The sequence below is a fragment of the Erysipelatoclostridium sp. MSK.7.34 genome, assembly GCF_019041935.1.
Classification (GTDB): Bacteria; Bacillota_I; Bacilli_A; order Erysipelotrichales; family Coprobacillaceae; genus Thomasclavelia; species Thomasclavelia ramosa.
The window spans coordinates 111,445-128,628 of sequence record NZ_JAHPYJ010000005.1 but is presented as its reverse complement, the minus strand read 5'-3'; the positions used below and the strand labels follow the sequence as shown (position 1 = coordinate 128,628).

Sequence of the window (17,184 nt, the reverse complement as noted above, 5' to 3'; positions counted from 1 at the left end):
TATATTTATAAGGAGTCGATTATGAAATTAAGATTAACTAATTATGATACTAGTGAGTATAAACAATTTGAAGATATGCTAAATAATTTATCAAAGTCAGGCTATAATTGCAAAAGCGTTGATATGTTTACAGTTTTTAAAAAAGATGAGCAACGTTTCTATTATAAAGCAGATATTTTTGTACCTCAAAAAAAATCTTCTAAAAACAATCGTGAACAGCGTGATCAGTGGTTATTAAATTATGTAAACCACGGTTATGAATTTATTGGTAAATCACGAAAGATATATGTTTTTAAAGCCGCTCAAGCAGCCAATATTAAGGGTACAGATCAAGCACTGCTGCTAACTTATTTTAAACGCAATAAGACCATCTCCAATATTATTTTTATTTTTGTCGCTATGCTGCTTTCTTTTTTACTGATTCCAAGTGTTTTTGCTAATCAAAACCCAATGGAATTTATCACGAACGGGTCAATAATTTTACATTATATTCCCTTATTATTTTGCCCAGCATTACTAATCCGTTTCTTCAATCATCATCTCACTACTGAAAAGATCAAACTAACTTTAAGTAATAAAAAAGCAAATAATAAAATTAGCAAATATCCATTTATTATGTCAAATTGGTTACTAATTGTTTCAATTGTTTTAATTATTGCTGGATTTTCAATCGATTTTATCGGGCGTGAGACACTCCCGCTTAATGATAGGATCATTACATTATCAGCACTTGGTCTATCTAGTAACAATGATGAATATAATACTTTTAATAAAAGCAGCAGTTTAATGATCAAAGAGGCAATAAGTTATAATGAAGAAAATGATAATGATGCTTTGATTGTTAATTATTATTACTATAATTCAGAAAAAAAAGCTAAAAATGCTTTGAACGATTATTTAAACAGTGTTAACTTTAAAAATAAAAAGCAAATAACCAATGGTTATCTGCTTTCAAATGATTCAATTTATAATTGCATTGCTTTTGTTAAGAATAAGCGCTTAATCATCGTTCAAACAACAGTAGATCTTCTTGAAAACAATACTTATCAAAAAATTACATCATTTAACTACTAAATCAGTTCAATAACTGATTTTTTATAATTTAGTTAATAATTTGATTACTTCGTCTATTTTCTGATCTGCATCATGCTCATTAATCGCATTTTTAACACAATGGTTGAGATGATTAGATAATACCTCATTATTAGCATTTTTAATTAGTGATTGAATAGCTAATAACTGATTCGAAATATCAATACAGTAACGCTCATCTTCAATCATCTTAATAACTGCATCAATTTGTCCTCGCGCTGTCTTTAAACGTAATAAGACTTTTTCATTAGACATTTTTAATTCCTACCACTTTATAACCAGCTTTTTCAATAGCATTTTTCAAAATACTATCATCTTGAACTGTTTCAACACGAGCAAGATTATTTTCTAAATCAACTGCAGCAGTTGTGTCTGCTAAGCCATTTAAAGCTTCTTCAACATGTTTTTTACAATGTTGACACATCATTCCTTCAATTACAATTTCCTTTTTCATCTTCTTATTCTCCTTTTGATAGTATGGTTTAAAGCGTTTTAATCGTAACGCATTAGTAACAACACAAACTGATGATAATGACATGCATAAAGAACCAACCATGGCATCTAATCTTAATCCAAAACTATAATAGAAAATACCGGCTGCAATTGGAATCCCTATCACATTATAAATAAATGCCCAAAATAAATTTTCTTTAATATTAATAATTGTTCTTTTTGATAATTCAATCGATGCCACTATATCACGAATATCATCTTTCATCAAGATAACATCGGCTGCATCTATCGCAATATCATTTCCTTTACCGATAGCAACACCCACATCACTACGAACTAGCGCAGGAGCATCATTGATTCCATCACCGACCATTAAAACACTATTGCCCTGTGCTTGCAATTGTTGGATTACATTTTCTTTATCTTGTGGCAAGACTTCAGCAATTACCTCATCTAAACCTAATTGTTTATTAATAGCATTTGCAGTACCTTTTAGATCACCAGTTAGCATAACTGTTTTAATTTTCATTTCTTTTAAACGCTGAATTGCTTGACGACTTGTATCTTTGATATCATCAAAAATACTCACCAACCCTATCAGCTCTTGATCATGAGCTAAAAATACTAATGTTTTACCTTGAATTAAATATAAATCAATTTTTTCTTGATATCGACTTAAATCAATTCCACTCTCTTTCATCATCCTTAAATTACCAACTGCATATTCAACATTATCAATTGTTCCTCTAATTCCCAAACCACTTAATGATTCAAAATCAGTAATCTCTTTTAATTCTAAATTCATCTCAGCAGCTTTTTGAATAAAAGCATTCGCTAAAACATGACTAGAACCCTTTTCTAGCGATGCAATGATCGCAATTACTTGTGCTAATTCTAATTTGTGACTATAAATATCACTAACTTGAGCCATTCCTTTAGTTAGAGTCCCTGTTTTATCAAAAACAACTACGTCAATATTATTTTCATTTTCTAATACTTCTGCACTTTTGATTAGGATCCCATTAGTTGCTCCAACTCCTGTTGACACCATGATTGCTACTGGAGTTGCCAAACCAAGAGCACATGGACAAGAAATAACTAATACCGCAATTGCGCTAGTAATAGCAAAATTCAAATCTTCTCCCATTATCAACCATCCTACAAAAGTGATTAGGGCTATTACGATTACTGTAGGAACAAAATATTTAACAACCTTATCAATAGTTCTAGTCATTGGTGCTTTGGAACTAGATGCTTCTTCAACCAATTCAATAATTTTGGCTAATGTACTATCCTCAACCGTTCTTGTTACAGTATATATAAAAGTACCTTGGAGATTATTTGTTCCCCCAATCACTAAACTACTTACTTCTTTTTCAATCGGAAGACTTTCACCAGTAATCATTGATTCATCAATAGAACTAAATCCTTGTACTATCTTACCATCGACTGGCACTGTTTCATTTGCCCTTACTAGAACCAGGTCATCAATTTTTAATTCGGAAATTTTAACAATTTCTTCTTTGCCATCATTAAAACGACAAGCGACATCAGGAGCCAATTCTAATAACTTCCCAATCGCATCAGTTGTTTTCTTCTTTGATTTAGCCTCAAGATATTTCCCAAAACTAATCAATGTAACAATCATACCAGCAGATTCAAAATAAACATTATGGACTAAATGCATCTCCATTAAAGATCCGCTTAAAGCTAAAACAACTGAATAAATACTATAGACAATAGCAGCTCCCGCACCAAGTGCAATCAACGAATCCATAGTTGGATCAAAATGGATCAAATTCTTAAAACCATTAACAAAGTAATCTTTTTTCAAAATCAAAATTGGAATCAAAAAGATTATTTGTAATATGATATTAAAATAAACATTATCCCTAATAATATTAGGGATTGGATAACTGAGCATTGATGACATTGATACATACATCAGTAATCCAAGTGCGATGAAACAATAAATTAATTTCCTTTTCAAATTACTTAAGTCGTCATTATCAACTAATGCATCATCATAACTACTCGCCTGATATCCACCATCTTTTACGGCTTTAATAATCATGCTATCATCAACTTTTGTTTCATCAAATTCAACATTCATTGAATTTGTTAATAAATTCACCTCAACATGTTCAACTCCCGGTAATTTACAAACACTATTATGAACATGATTTTCACAAGCTGAACAAGTCATCCCTTTTACACTATATTTACGTTTCATAAGACCTCCTCCCCCCTCCTAGGGGGTACGGATATAGTATAGCCCAAAATAAAATTTTATGCAAAAGAAATGCACAAAAAAACTATTACAAAAGTAATAGTTAATAAAATCTTGTAATATCCTCAACCGTTTTACGTTTAGGCCGTTCTGGCTCAATATCACTAATACCTATAGCAATAACTGAAACAATTATTTCTTCTTTAGAAATATCTAACAATCCCTTGATTTTATCAATATCGCGAATCCCCATGACCAATGATCCTAATCCTAATTCTGTCGCTTTTAAAAGAATATTTTGATTGTGAAGTCCAAGATCATAACAGCCCCAGCCATTTGCCAGTTCGTTACTAGGCGTTCCATCACGTTCAAATCCTGAGCGATTTGGAATGAAAGATGTTACTATTAAAACCGGTGCATCTTTACAATTTTCTTGATTAAACTCCGGTAAACATCTCTCTTTAAACTCATTCAATAAAGGTTGTGATGTAATAACATGATATCGAGCTGTTTGACTATTTTTCCAAGATGGTGCTTCGACTGCTGCTTGAATAAGCAATTGTATCTGCTCGTTAGAAACAGGCTTCTTTTTATATTTTCTAATACTTCGGCGCTGCTTAATAATTTGGTCTAATGACATTATTTTTCCTCCTTACTCATTATTTTGATTACCTCTTACTTCAATTATACCAGAATTTATCAGTTCAATAAACTTATCAACTAAATCGGGATCAAATTGCAATCCCCGATTACGCTTTAATTCATTAAGAGCATACTCTAATGAATATGGTTCTTTATAACTCCTTCTTGAAGTCATTGCATCAAAAGAATCCGCTATTGCCATAATTCTTCCTCCGGCCGGGATATCTTCACCAGAAATTCTTCTTGGATATCCACGCCCATCATAACGTTCGTGATGTGTTAAGACAATTGGAATAACGTAGTCCAATGAAGGTAAATGTCGAATAATATTAACTGAAGCTTCCACATGCGATTGCATAATTTGGTATTCTTCATCACTTAATTTAGAAGTTTTCTTTAAAATATTTTCTGAAATCCCAATTTTACCAATATCATGAAGAAGTGCAGCTTCATTAATAATCTCGACTAATTCACTATCATATCCACATCCGATTGCTAATTTTGTAGCATAATAAGCAACATTTTCAGAATGGGTAAAAGTATAATGGTCTTTTGCATCAATTGCAGCTGTCAATGCATAAATTGTCGGCGCATACTCTAAGTAAATATTCTGTTTTTCTCGATGTGCATCAACAATCGTCACACCACTTGTACTTTCAACCACTCCTGCATTATAAACTGATACACGATTTTTACCATGTCGCTTTGACTGATATAGCGCTTGATCTGCATAATCTAATAATTGCTTAATTGTATTGGCAGATACCGGAATAGAACTAATACCAAAGCTTGCAGTAACTACTTTTAAAGTATAGTCACTATCTCGTTTATTCATATTCATTATTTGCTCGCGAATGTTTTCGGCCAGATCTTTTGCTTCTAAAGGTCCATAATTTGGTAAAATAATCCCAAATTCCTTTCCCCCTAAACGTGCTGTATAACCTTGTGTATTTACATAATCATCCATAATTCGTGCTACATTAATTAAGACAATATCTCCTTCTTTATTACCATACAATTGATTATAAAGCCGAACATCATCTACACTTACTAAAATCAATGATAATTGGCGTTCTCCCAATTTTTCATATTCATTATTCAAAGCCTCATAAAAATATTTACGATTCAACAGTCCAGTTAATTCATCACTACGTGCTTCATTATAAACTGTCTCATACATTTTTGAATTAATTAAAGCAATGGCACTAATTGAAGCAACTGAAGACAAGAAACTAATTTCTCCATAACTATACCCCGAGCGCCGTGGTTTGGGAGCCAGCAGGATCATCCCAATTAATTGCTCTTGTTTAACTGGGATAATTCCTTCAATATTTAGATTTTCAAATAATTGTTTCTCACTGTCCCACATTGAACGATAATTTATTGAATGTCTAAATTCACTATAAAATATCATATCATCGTTATTCATTAATTTAATCACCACAGGATTTTCATGATTAATAATATAGTTATTTTTTCTTAATGGTGAACTGCTGTACTCAATTGAATAATCACCATTGTCATCTAAAAGACAAATATACACTTGTTTGGTTTCGACACATTTCAAAATTATTTCACCCATTGCCCCGACAATTTCATTTACTTGCAAAGTTTTTGAAACATAGTTAGAAAACTCTTTTAAACTATCTGATTGCTGAATTTCTTCTTTTATAAAAATTGCATCAATAAATTTTTTTAACATTGTATAAATTATCGCAGTTACAATCGTAAAAGCTACTGCAATTACTAATACATAATAATTTTTAGTAATCAAACCAAAATGTTCAAATAAAATATTTTGAAATGTACCAACTAAATTAGCAAATAAAATAATTGACAACATTCCAGCTATTACATAACTGCTACGTCGTGAAACTAAAAGATTAAGCCTAAATAAACGTCGTTTATACAAAGTATAGAACATACATATTGCATTAATAACCCCAGCAACAATATCAATTGGAAAACCAGCAAACCACCCCAACATAACACAAGTATTTCCAAATATTAAACATGCAATCCCAGCAAACATTGGCATTAGCCGGATCACCTGATTACGATTTTCTTTAAAGCCTTTTATGATCAACGAAACACAATAAATAATACTTGCTAGAAAGAAACAATAAAAAATATACGTATAAACATTAGAAGTATAATAAAATGCTGGAATCCCGCTAGCCCTTATTGTATATTCAGGTGCTGGCAGCAAGAGTTCTGTTGTAGCATTAATAATGAAAAGTCCGACAAAAAGAAAGAACCAAATAGTATCTTTTTTATGGGGTGAATTAAATAAAAATTCATGGACAAAACTAATAAACGCATATGGTACTAGACATAAACCCAATAAAGAAATATCATACCAAAATTTGACTGATGGTCCAAACATTGAACGCATAAAGAAAGAACCACCAGTCCAAAACATCATCGCCATTAACAATGTCATAAAAGCTTTAATCAACTTAGTTTTCTTTGAAGCCGATAATGAAATAAATAAAAATATATAACAGTACAGCGCAATAATCGAGACATATGTATAATTATTCATATAGTCGTCCTCCCATTTCAACCCGATAATCCTGATCTTGAATCGTTAACAGTTCATTAATTTCTAAAGTTGGAGGATTAATTTTTTTAATTTTATGAGAATGATTTTTTTCATAATAGGCAAATGTTCCAGCTTTTATAATTGTTATTTTTAACGGATCGATACCTAGAATTTTCTTTAAATCCTGATAATCTTGATCTACATATTTAAAATAAATGCTTAATTGTTCCCTTAGTATTTCAATTGAAATAGCTTGGGTGATTTGAGCATGTGGATCCATTTCAACATATAGATGCAGATATGGACGATTATTATGATTAAATTCTTTTTTAGCAATATAATTAGTGATTTTAAGTCCCGATAATTTGACAACTTGATCAATCGAATTTTCAGTAATCCTTGTAAACCCGCCAATATCAATGACATTTGGAACCCGATCGAGATATTTAAATCGCGGTAATTTAATATTCTCATCTTTATTTTTAAGATCAATACACTGATACATATCACCTACTCGATAACGCATAAAGGCTCCGCCTTTTAAAACAGATATTACTAATTCATAACTCATTCCTTCTTCAACCTCATTTATCAATACTGTTCGAGGCTGATAACTAGAATCAGCTAGATTTTTCTCCATTTCGTCACTTGGGATAAACTCATAAAAACAAGCATCAGGGAAAAAGTATAATCCATTTCGGCTCCACGTCTCAGTGCCTATACAAGTTGGTTCCGTTCCAGCAAATATTTCCATTGGACGAATACCCCACAATTCTTCTAAATCATCCTTATAACAAGCATTATCTGTTCCTGCTACCATAAATCCCTTTAATTTAAAAATATCTTTAGGTTTTAACTCACGTCCTTCTTTTATGCATTTGCATTTTGCTAATACAATCTTAGCAAAACGTAATGGTGATTTTTTTAATAAAGAAATAGCACCGCCACCGCCAGAACTCATTTTTCCTAAACTTAAACTAACATAATAAGTTACACTTCCTAAACCAAAAAAATAGTCAATTCCCTTTGACAATCCTAATTTAAATCCTACTTTATTTCGAGTTGAAAAACTCATTTTCACAGCATCCTTAACAGGCGGTAAAAATTCAATACCGATTTCCTCTTCAAATGCTAATGGTAACAAGCCTGTTGCATAAGGTAATGGTGCTAGACCATATAAAATCGTATCTGTCGAACGGGCTTTAAAATCCCCTCGCTTTGTTGAAGTTCCCAATAACAAACAGGCACAGACATTTCGTTTAAATGTATCCAGCATACTTTCAGTATAAGGAGCCACCTTGATGGGATGTTTACCACCCTCCCAAGTTGTCTGGATCCATAAAACCGGTTCATCTGGTAAAAGTTCGCTTTTCTTTTGTAATAAGTCGCTAGCATAATCATCATAAGAAGTTAATGGAACTAGTCCACGAAACTCCTTAATATTTTTTGGTGTACTTCCTTTTAATATTTTTTTCCCTAATGGGCTTCGTGACCATAAGGCAATTTGTTCTTCCATCAGACGATTTTGAATCTGAACAAATTCATCCATCGATAAATCTAAAAAGCCACAGTATTCATTCCAAACATCTTCTCGACTCCGTGCTTTTAATTTATCCTCAAATTTCATTTTGACACCTCCCCAAATGTTCTAATACAGCTTCTAATACTTTTAATTGTTGGAACAAGAAATGGTACTATTTTTTTATATTCATCGTAATCAACAAATTGCTTGGGGAAAATAATTATGTCTTGTAAAATCACATACCCAATATTTAATAGATTAAATCCAATCAACATAAATAACATAGTTTCATTTTGAAAAGCTAGATATAAACATAAATACATTAAAATCATCATGTGCACCCCCGGATGACGACATAAGGCATAGACACCGGTTTTTACACACGGCTGTTTATTCTCAGTATTTTTATATGCATCATCAAATTTTAACGCAAAAAATAACGTATAGATTAACCCTATCGCTGCCAGTAATGCAAGTCCCAAAAAGATAATAAAGTGTGCATCTATTTTTTTAGGAAAATAAATAATAATATTCGCTAAAGTAGCAAATACTAATATTATTGACCCAATCGCAAAAAACTTTTTAAAAATTTTATTACCTAAATAAATTAAATTCAAATCATAAATGTACATCATAAAAAAAGCAATAATCCCACAAATATTTAACATATATACCCTCTCACTCTATTTTCATATATGTCTATTATACACATAATCGCTCAATTTTTTAATGTATTTAGTAATTTTTTTACTAAATAGTACAAAAAAAGGTAGACTTAACATCTACCCTTTAAAATTCTTCAATTATTTATTCAATTCAATCATCAAATCACAAATTTTATTTGAAAAATCAACTGGATTGTCGATTGAGAATCCTTCAATCAATAAAGCTTGATCATATAAGATACTTGCATAATCATTTACTTTATCAGGATTATTTTCATAAACCTTTTTCATAGCATTGAAAATATCATGATTAGGATTAATTTCTAAAATTCTACCTGCTTTTACTTCTTGACCTTCAGGCATCTGATTTAAGACTTTTTCCATTTCAAATGATACTCCATCACTAGAAACTAGACAAACAGGATGTGATTTTAATCGTGAAGATACTTTTACGTCAACGACTTTATCACCAAGAGAATCTTTGATTGCTGTCAATAAGTCTTTATTCTCTTCATTAGTTTTTTCTAATTCTTTCTTTTCCTCTTCACTATCGATATCTAAATCACCTTGAGCTACACTCTTAAATGGTTTTTCCTTATAATCACGCATCATTTGGAAACAGAATTCATCTACATTATCTGTTAAATATAGAACATCATATCCTTTGTCTTTGACTACTTCTACTTGTGGTAAAGTGGCAATCTTTTCACGAGTTTCACCACTTGCAAAATAAATCTCCTTTTGACCTTCAGGCATATGTTCAATATATTCCGCTAAGGTAATAAGTTTTTCTTCTTTACTAGAATAATATAATAGCAGATCTTGTAATTTTTCTTTTAACATTCCATAGCTATTATAAATACCAAACTTTAATTGTAAACCAAAACTATTAAAGAATTCTTCATATTTTACACGATCTTTTTTCAACATTGTTTCTAATTCTGATTGAATTTTCTTTTCAATTTTATCAGCAATTACTTTTAATTGACGGTCGTGTTGTAACATTTCTCTTGAAATATTTAATGATAAGTCTTCTGAATCAACCAATCCTTTAACAAAGCGGAAATGTTCAGGAACTAATTCACTAGCTTTATCCATGATGAAGACACCACGTGAATATAATTGTAACCCTTTTTCATATTCATTTGAATAATAATTCATTGGTGGTTTTGAAGGAATAAATAATAATGAATCATATGAAACATTACCTTCTACTCGGCTATGAATCACTTTCAACGGATCATTAAAATCATTAAATTTATCTTTGTAGAAATCATTATATTCTTCATCAGTAATATCTTTTTTATTACGTTTCCATAATGGTACCATTGAATTTAATGTTTGATTTTCAATAACATCTTCGTATTCATCACTATCATCTTTTTTCTTTGAAACTGTCATATCCATATTAATTGGATAATGCACGTAATCAGAATATTTTTTAACTAAATCACGAATATGATATTGATTTAAATATTCATCATAGTTATCATCATCCGTATTATCTTTTAAGTATAATTTAATTGTAGTTCCATGATCAGCAACATTAGTTTCAAAAATCTCATAGCCATCACTAACTTCAGATACCCAAGTATATCCTTGCTCAGTTCCATATTTTTTAGAAATCACTTCTACTTTTTTTGCCACCATGAAAGCTGCATAGAAACCAACACCAAATTGTCCGATAATATCAATATCATCATGTTCATTTTCATTTTTAAACTCAAATGAACCACTATTAGCAATAGTTCCAAGATGTGTTTCTAATTCATCTTTATCCATCCCAATTCCATTATCTTTAATAGTTAAAACACGATTTTCTTTATCGATTTCAATCATAATTTTTAAATCATTGCGATTAATTGAAGAAATATTTTCTGTAAGTGCTTTATAATATAATTTATCACTTGCATCACTTGCATTAGAAATCAATTCACGTAAGAAAATTTCTTTATGTGTATAAATAGAATTAATCATTAAATCTAATAATCTTTTTGATTCTGCTTTAAATTGTTTTTTCTCAGCCATACTCACATCTCCATTCTAAATATTAGCACTCCTCATTCATTTGTGCTAAAGATATTCTAATACAACTATTTAGCAGTGTCAATAGGAAAGTGCTAAATTAGTCAAAAATAAAAAGTCTCTATTGAGACTTTTGGTTAATTATAAAGCTGCAACGTTTGCTGCTTGTTCACCACGATCAGATTCAACGATATCGAAGCTTACTTTAGCACCCTCTTCTAAAGATTTGAATCCACTACCTTGGATTGCAGAAAAGTGAACAAATAAATCTCCACCTGTATCTTTTGTAATAAATCCAAAACCTTTTTCACTATTAAACCATTTTACTGTACCTGTATTCATCAGACGTACCTCCTATTTTTATTATAAAAAGCATTACTATAAAAAAAGCAGATGCTAAGTTGCTTATAAATACAACTTTCACATCTGTAAGTTAAATATTCATTGCTCGTTACTCATATATAATATCACAGCAACAATAAGAAGTCAACCAATATCAGAATAATATTTCAATTTATATTTTATAATCTTTTTAACTTAAATTATTCCTAAATCAATAAATTCATAATAGACTCCGTCTTCATCAACACTTTTACAAATTCGATCAGCTATTTCCTTAAGCCGAGCACTGCCATTGTCCATGACCACTCCACATTTGACTGCATCGATCATTTCATAATCATTCATACTATCACCAAATCCAATTGTGTCTTCCATATCTATATTTAGATAATCAACAATTCGTTTGATTCCTGTTCCTTTATTATCAAGTTTTGACATTATTTCACCATTAATATTTTTACTGCCAAACATATCATGTACTACAAAGTTAAAGTTCTCTTTCAATTCTTTAAAAGCATGATCGAAATCTTCCTGCTTCATTGCAATAAAGGATATTTTATGAATTCCACGACCATCGTATTCATTCATATCTCTTACATTAAATTTATCACTTTGTTCAGCTTTTAAGCGTTCCATCTCCGAATTAGTCGCTTCCTCATTATTTCCACCTACAAAAAATTCCATCATTTTGGGTGACATATATGTAATATCGGTACACTCATAATTATATACGATATTATTACGATTAAATACATCGCAAGCTTTTTCAATTAATTTACGATCATAATAACGGCTATGGACTACTTCATCAGCAACTTCGATATAGCTTCCAGCACTAGCAATAAAACCATCAAAATTTACTTCCTCTAACTCATTTCTAATTCCTATCTTATTTCTTCCTGTACAAATAAATACTTTATGTCCCTGATTACGGGCTAGAGTGATTGCTTTTTTTACCTGCTCAGTCATTTTGCCATGATTAGCAACCAATGTTCCATCAACATCTAAAAAAATTGCTTTTTTCTCCATAACATTCCTCCTTAAGATTATTTATTATATAAGTATACCTATTTTAAAGAATATTTGTATTCTTTTTACAAAAAAAGAAAAAGGGAAGTACTAACACTTCCCGTGATCATGATGATAACTATCTACTAAACTATTAGTGCGGCTATGACAACCAGTACCACAACTACCACAATTTCCGCCACAACTAGATTTACCATTAGCTTTATCTTTTCTGATTGAATTGATTGCTAATAGGACTGCAAATAATAAAATGACACTAACGATGATAGTCGATAAATTTTCAATTAGCCAGTTCACTGTTATCACCCTTTCTATTTTTCAGTTACAGTTTTATTTAAATCGATATTTAAACGATTGTCTTCTTTATATGGTCGAACTAATAGATAAACAAAACCAATCACTACTAATATAGCAATTACTGTAGCAAATGTAAATGTTCCAGTAATAACTAAATTTCCAATTTGATAAACACTAAATGCTACTAAATAAGCAAATACAGTTTGATACACAATTGCAAACGCTGTCCAGCGACCATTATTCATTTCTCTTTTAATTGCTCCCATAGCAGCAAAACATGGTGCACATAATAAGTTAAAGATTAAGAATGAAAATGCTGCAATTTGTGTATAGCTTGCTGCTAAGGTTCCCCAGATTTCTGCTCCATCGTCAGCAACCTCTGCAAATCCATATAAAATACCGAATGTACCAACAACGTTTTCTTTAGCAACTAAACCTGTAATCGCAGCTACTGCAGCTTTCCAATCACCCCAACCAAGTGGTGTAAATATCCATGCAATTGCATTACCAATTGATGCTAAAATACTATGATCTAACTGAGTATCTTCTAACATTGTGAATTGTCCATCGACAAATCCAAAGTATGAAGTAAACCAAACTAAAATACTTGATAATAAGATAATCGTTCCAGCTTTTTTAATGAAAGACCATCCTCTTTCCCACATACTTCTTAAAACGTTAGTAATCGTCGGCATATGATACGCTGGTAACTCCATTACGAATGGTGCTGGTTCACCAGCAAAACGTCTTGTTTTCTTTAAAATAATTCCAGAAGTAATAATTGCAGCTATTCCAATAAAATATGCACTCGGTGCTACCCAAGATGCACCACCAAATAATGCACCTGCAATTAACGCAATAATTGGTAACTTAGCACCACAAGGAATAAACGTAGTTGTAATAATCGTCATTTTTCGATCACGATCATTTTCAATAGTACGTGATGCCATAATTCCTGGTACCCCACATCCAGTTCCAATCAACATTGGAATGAATGATTTACCTGATAATCCAAATTTTCTAAAAATTCTATCCATAATAAATGCAACCCGAGCCATGTATCCACATGATTCAAGCACCGCTAAGAAAAAGAATAACACTAACATTTGTGGAACGAAACCTAATACCGCACCTACCCCAGCTACGATACCATCTAAAATTAAGCCATTTAACCAGGCCGCAGTTCCTAAGGATTCTAATAATCCTTCAATTAAGCTTGGAATTGATGGAACTGCTAGTCCAAATAAACTCCATCCATCACCAAACACACCTTCATTTGCCCAATCAGTCGCCCAAGTACCAACAGTAGTTACTGAAATATAATAAACCACAAACATTACTACTGCAAAGATTGGTAAGGCTAACCAGCGGTTTGTAACAATGCGGTCAATTTTATCAGAAACTGATAATTGATCATGACTATGTTTTTTATAACAATCATCTATAATAGAAGTTATAAATTGATAACGTTCATTAGTAATAATACTTTCTGCATCGTCATCTAATTCTTTTTCACTTTGATCAATAATTGTTTCAACATCAGGTACACTACTCATTAATCCTGAAATTTTATCATCACGTTCAAATAATTTAATCGCATAAAAACGTCGTTGTTCCACTGCAATATCACTTGGCAACATTGCTTCAATCTGGTCTAATTTTTCTTCAACAGCACTATCAAATTTATGAATTGGTGCATTTATTCTTTTAGAATTAGCTAAAGTAACAGCACGATCAGCCGCTTCTTTTATTCCTTTTCCTTTAAGAGCAGAAATTTCAACAACTTGGCACCCCAATTCTTTTGATAATTTTTTTACATCAATCTTATCATTATTTTTAGCAACGATATCCATCATATTGATTGCCATAATAACAGGAATCCCCAACTCCATAATTTGTGTAGTTAAATAAAGATTTCTTTCTAAGTTTGTTCCATCAACAATATTGATAATTGCATCTGGTCTTTCTTGAATTAGATAGTTACGTGCCACTACCTCTTCCAAAGTATATGGCGACAAAGAATAAATACCAGGTAGATCCATTAATTTAACATCTTTATGACCTTTTAATTTACCCTCTTTTTTCTCTACTGTTACCCCTGGCCAGTTTCCAACAAATTGATTGGAACCAGTCAAAGCATTAAATAGCGTTGTTTTCCCACTATTAGGATTCCCCGCTAATGCAATTGTAATTGACATTTTTTCACCCTCCTATATATTTTACTACTATAATACTTCAATCATTGCTGCATCGGCTTTACGCAAAGATAGTTCATATCCTCGTACTTTAACCTCAATTGGATCACCTAATGGTGCAACTTTACGAACTAGTACTTCTGTCCCCTTAGTAATTCCCATATCCATGATTCTTCTTTTTACAGCTCCATCTCCATGCAGTTTCATGACTCTCGCACTAGTTCCGCATTTTACATCTCTTAGCGTTTTCAATTAATTATCCCCCTTTTAATAGTTAAATCATAATTTTATTAGCCATCTCTTGACTAATCGCTACTCTTGATTCTTTAATTTTAGTAATTAGATTTCCTTGGTTCTTACTTACAATAGTAACTGTCGCTCCTGTTGTAAAGCCTAGCGATTCAAGAAATAATTTTACTTCTTGTTTTCCTCCGACTTTTTTTATGGTCTGTACTTCACCAATTGTCGCCATAGTTAAAGGCATCATCATCACTTCCTCGCTTTTTCTTGTTAGTCCTATCTAACTACTGTTATGTTATACCTGCCTAACTTAAAAGTCAATAGTTGCCAAGAAAAAAGTTAGGATATTTTAACTTTATCAGCAAAAAAAGAAGGATTTCTCCTTCTTAGTCTAAATCTTCTCCATTTGATTCAAATGCTTTTTTAACCCAATGATATGATTTTTTAGGAATACGTTTTAAATCACGAATATCCTTATTAGTACGGTTTACATAAACAAAACCATATCGTTTATCCATATTACACATACTTGCTAGAATATCAATTGGTCCCCAAGTAATGTAACCTAGACATTTAACGCCTTCTTCAAACATTGCATTTTTCATTTCTTTTATGTGATCACGATGATAATTAATACGATAATCATCTTCGATTGTTTTATTAGCTGCTAACATTGTATCAACTTCTTCTTGCGTCATATCTTCACGCCATCCAATTCCGTTTTCAAGAACGAAAACCGGTAAATCAGAACGTGTTGCTAAATCATTTAAAGTCCATCTAAAACCAACAGGATCAATTTCCCAACCCCATTCATTAGCTTCGCAATGTGGATTTTTAACTGTATGTTCTCCAACTACTTCATGATATGGTCTTGTATAATCAAATTCACCTTCAGTAACAGTATTAGAGCGATAATAACTAAAAGCAATATAATCTACAGTATACTTTAATAATTCATCATCGCCTTCTTCAAATGTTGGCATCCATCCACGGTTTTCTAAATATGCTATCATATAATCTGGATATTTTCCTTTAGCAAAAACATCACAGTGGAAACCATTCATATATTGATAAGCTTTCCATGCAAATAAATTGTTCTTTGGCGTATTTGAATATGGATAAATATTAGTAACTGCATTCATACCGCAGAATTGAGCATCTGGCTGTAATTCTCTTAATGCTTTGACAGCTTTACAATGAGCAATAAAGACATTGTGATTGACTTGATATAAATGTTTAGCTGGGTCCACACCTTCAGGAATTTCTTCAGCGTTAGATACACGCAACATCATCCCATGTAAATTTTGTTCATTAAAAGACATCCAGTGTTTAACTCGATTACCAAATCGTTCGATACATACACGAGCATATCTTTCAAAACAGTCAACAACATAGCGTGATGCAAAACCATTATGTTCTTTTACTAATTTATAAGGCATATCAAAATGCACTAAAGTTATCATAGGTTCTATACCAGCAGCAATCAATTTATCAATTAGATCACTGTAAAATTTAATTCCTTCTTCATTTACCGGTTCATCTAAAGTCCCATCAGGAATAATTCTTGACCAGCAAATTGAAAAACGGTAAAAATTGAATCCCATATCTTTCATTAAAGCAATATCTTCATCATAACGATGATATTCATCAATTCCTACTGACCAGTCAGAAAATTCTGGATCAGTTGGTCTAACGTCATAAATACAAACGCCTTTTCCACCTTCGTTACGAGCTCCTTCAGTTTGAAAACTTGATACTGAGCCACCCCAATAAAAATTATCTGGTAATTTCTTTTCCATTACAATACCTCTCTTTCATATACCATTTTAGTTAATCTGTAAAGATAAGTAAATGAGTTTTTCTGACCTTATAATCAAGTTTCATATTTTATTTAATAAATACCAGTT

15 protein-coding genes are annotated in these 17,184 nt (G+C 31.5%); 1 reads left to right on the top strand and 14 read right to left on the bottom strand.

The window, feature by feature from the left end; all coding sequences use genetic code 11:
- Positions 1–21: 21 nt before the first annotated feature.
- On the top strand, positions 22–1,074 hold the full coding sequence (locus KTF99_RS05615) for a DUF2812 domain-containing protein (RefSeq protein ID WP_008791788.1): 1,053 nt from the start codon (positions 22–24) through the stop codon (positions 1,072–1,074).
- A 21-nt stretch (positions 1,075–1,095) separates the two neighbouring features.
- On the opposite strand, the gene KTF99_RS05610 is transcribed toward KTF99_RS05615, so the two are convergent.
- From KTF99_RS05610 to KTF99_RS05545, 14 genes are all read right to left on the bottom strand, one after another.
- Positions 1,096–1,347 (bottom strand): metal-sensing transcriptional repressor, encoded by a 252-nt coding sequence (locus tag KTF99_RS05610; protein ID WP_003538147.1) that lies wholly within the window; start codon positions 1,345–1,347, stop codon positions 1,096–1,098.
- Positions 1,340–3,778, bottom strand: coding sequence for a heavy metal translocating P-type ATPase (locus KTF99_RS05605; protein ID WP_029479963.1), 2,439 nt, complete (start codon positions 3,776–3,778; stop codon positions 1,340–1,342). Before KTF99_RS05605 ends, KTF99_RS05610 begins: the two co-directional genes overlap by 8 nt.
- Positions 3,779–3,878: 100 nt before the next feature.
- The gene (locus KTF99_RS05600) at positions 3,879–4,415 is read right to left on the bottom strand and encodes a nitroreductase family protein (RefSeq protein ID WP_003538145.1); all 537 of its coding nucleotides are present in this window, start codon (positions 4,413–4,415) and stop codon (positions 3,879–3,881) included.
- Between the two features lie 12 nt (positions 4,416–4,427).
- A complete protein-coding gene (locus tag KTF99_RS05595) occupies positions 4,428–6,962 on the bottom strand; it encodes a histidine kinase N-terminal 7TM domain-containing diguanylate cyclase/phosphohydrolase (RefSeq protein WP_003538144.1) in 2,535 nt (844 codons plus the stop codon).
- Positions 6,955–8,589 (bottom strand): GH3 family domain-containing protein, encoded by a 1,635-nt coding sequence (locus tag KTF99_RS05590; protein WP_003538143.1) that lies wholly within the window; start codon positions 8,587–8,589, stop codon positions 6,955–6,957. Before KTF99_RS05590 ends, KTF99_RS05595 begins: the two co-directional genes overlap by 8 nt.
- A complete protein-coding gene (locus KTF99_RS05585) occupies positions 8,586–9,152 on the bottom strand; it encodes a hypothetical protein (RefSeq protein ID WP_003538142.1) in 567 nt (188 codons plus the stop codon). The genes KTF99_RS05590 and KTF99_RS05585 overlap by 4 nt, the downstream gene beginning before the upstream one ends.
- A gap of 135 nt (positions 9,153–9,287) precedes the next feature.
- Complete coding sequence (htpG, locus tag KTF99_RS05580) at positions 9,288–11,177, bottom strand: molecular chaperone HtpG (protein ID WP_003538141.1); 1,890 nt, start codon at positions 11,175–11,177, stop codon at positions 9,288–9,290.
- A gap of 138 nt (positions 11,178–11,315) precedes the next feature.
- On the bottom strand, positions 11,316–11,516 hold the full coding sequence (locus KTF99_RS05575; RefSeq protein WP_003538140.1) for a cold-shock protein: 201 nt from the start codon (positions 11,514–11,516) through the stop codon (positions 11,316–11,318).
- 195 nt (positions 11,517–11,711) lie between these two features.
- Positions 11,712–12,545, bottom strand: coding sequence for a Cof-type HAD-IIB family hydrolase (locus tag KTF99_RS05570; RefSeq protein WP_003538138.1), 834 nt, complete (start codon positions 12,543–12,545; stop codon positions 11,712–11,714).
- Between the two features lie 90 nt (positions 12,546–12,635).
- Positions 12,636–12,842 (bottom strand): FeoB-associated Cys-rich membrane protein, encoded by a 207-nt coding sequence (locus tag KTF99_RS17025; RefSeq protein WP_008791789.1) that lies wholly within the window; start codon positions 12,840–12,842, stop codon positions 12,636–12,638.
- A 14-nt stretch (positions 12,843–12,856) separates the two neighbouring features.
- Positions 12,857–15,040 (bottom strand): ferrous iron transport protein B, encoded by a 2,184-nt coding sequence (gene feoB, locus KTF99_RS05560; RefSeq protein ID WP_029479959.1) that lies wholly within the window; start codon positions 15,038–15,040, stop codon positions 12,857–12,859.
- 27 nt (positions 15,041–15,067) lie between these two features.
- Positions 15,068–15,289, bottom strand: coding sequence for a FeoA family protein (locus KTF99_RS05555; RefSeq protein ID WP_003538135.1), 222 nt, complete (start codon positions 15,287–15,289; stop codon positions 15,068–15,070).
- 22 nt (positions 15,290–15,311) lie between these two features.
- A complete protein-coding gene (locus KTF99_RS05550) occupies positions 15,312–15,527 on the bottom strand; it encodes a FeoA family protein (protein ID WP_008791790.1) in 216 nt (71 codons plus the stop codon).
- 136 nt (positions 15,528–15,663) lie between these two features.
- Complete coding sequence (locus KTF99_RS05545) at positions 15,664–17,076, bottom strand: glycoside hydrolase family 1 protein (protein ID WP_003538133.1); 1,413 nt, start codon at positions 17,074–17,076, stop codon at positions 15,664–15,666.
- Positions 17,077–17,184 lie beyond the last annotated feature (108 nt).

What these genes read in the sequence shown, in the direction of transcription:
- KTF99_RS05615 (WP_008791788.1), top strand. Translation starts at nt 22, where the DNA reads ATGAAATTAAGATTAACTAATTATGATACTAGTGAGTATAAACAATTT.
- KTF99_RS05610 (WP_003538147.1), bottom strand. Translation starts at nt 1,347, where the DNA reads ATGTCTAATGAAAAAGTCTTATTACGTTTAAAGACAGCGCGAGGACAA.
- KTF99_RS05605 (WP_029479963.1), bottom strand. Translation starts at nt 3,778, where the DNA reads ATGAAACGTAAATATAGTGTAAAAGGGATGACTTGTTCAGCTTGTGAA.
- KTF99_RS05600 (WP_003538145.1), bottom strand. Translation starts at nt 4,415, where the DNA reads ATGTCATTAGACCAAATTATTAAGCAGCGCCGAAGTATTAGAAAATAT.
- KTF99_RS05595 (WP_003538144.1), bottom strand. Translation starts at nt 6,962, where the DNA reads ATGAATAATTATACATATGTCTCGATTATTGCGCTGTACTGTTATATA.
- KTF99_RS05590 (WP_003538143.1), bottom strand. Translation starts at nt 8,589, where the DNA reads ATGAAATTTGAGGATAAATTAAAAGCACGGAGTCGAGAAGATGTTTGG.
- KTF99_RS05585 (WP_003538142.1), bottom strand. Translation starts at nt 9,152, where the DNA reads ATGTTAAATATTTGTGGGATTATTGCTTTTTTTATGATGTACATTTAT.
- htpG (WP_003538141.1), bottom strand. Translation starts at nt 11,177, where the DNA reads ATGGCTGAGAAAAAACAATTTAAAGCAGAATCAAAAAGATTATTAGAT.
- KTF99_RS05575 (WP_003538140.1), bottom strand. Translation starts at nt 11,516, where the DNA reads ATGAATACAGGTACAGTAAAATGGTTTAATAGTGAAAAAGGTTTTGGA.
- KTF99_RS05570 (WP_003538138.1), bottom strand. Translation starts at nt 12,545, where the DNA reads ATGGAGAAAAAAGCAATTTTTTTAGATGTTGATGGAACATTGGTTGCT.
- feoB (WP_029479959.1), bottom strand. Translation starts at nt 15,040, where the DNA reads ATGTCAATTACAATTGCATTAGCGGGGAATCCTAATAGTGGGAAAACA.
- KTF99_RS05550 (WP_008791790.1), bottom strand. Translation starts at nt 15,527, where the DNA reads ATGATGATGCCTTTAACTATGGCGACAATTGGTGAAGTACAGACCATA.
- KTF99_RS05545 (WP_003538133.1), bottom strand. Translation starts at nt 17,076, where the DNA reads ATGGAAAAGAAATTACCAGATAATTTTTATTGGGGTGGCTCAGTATCA.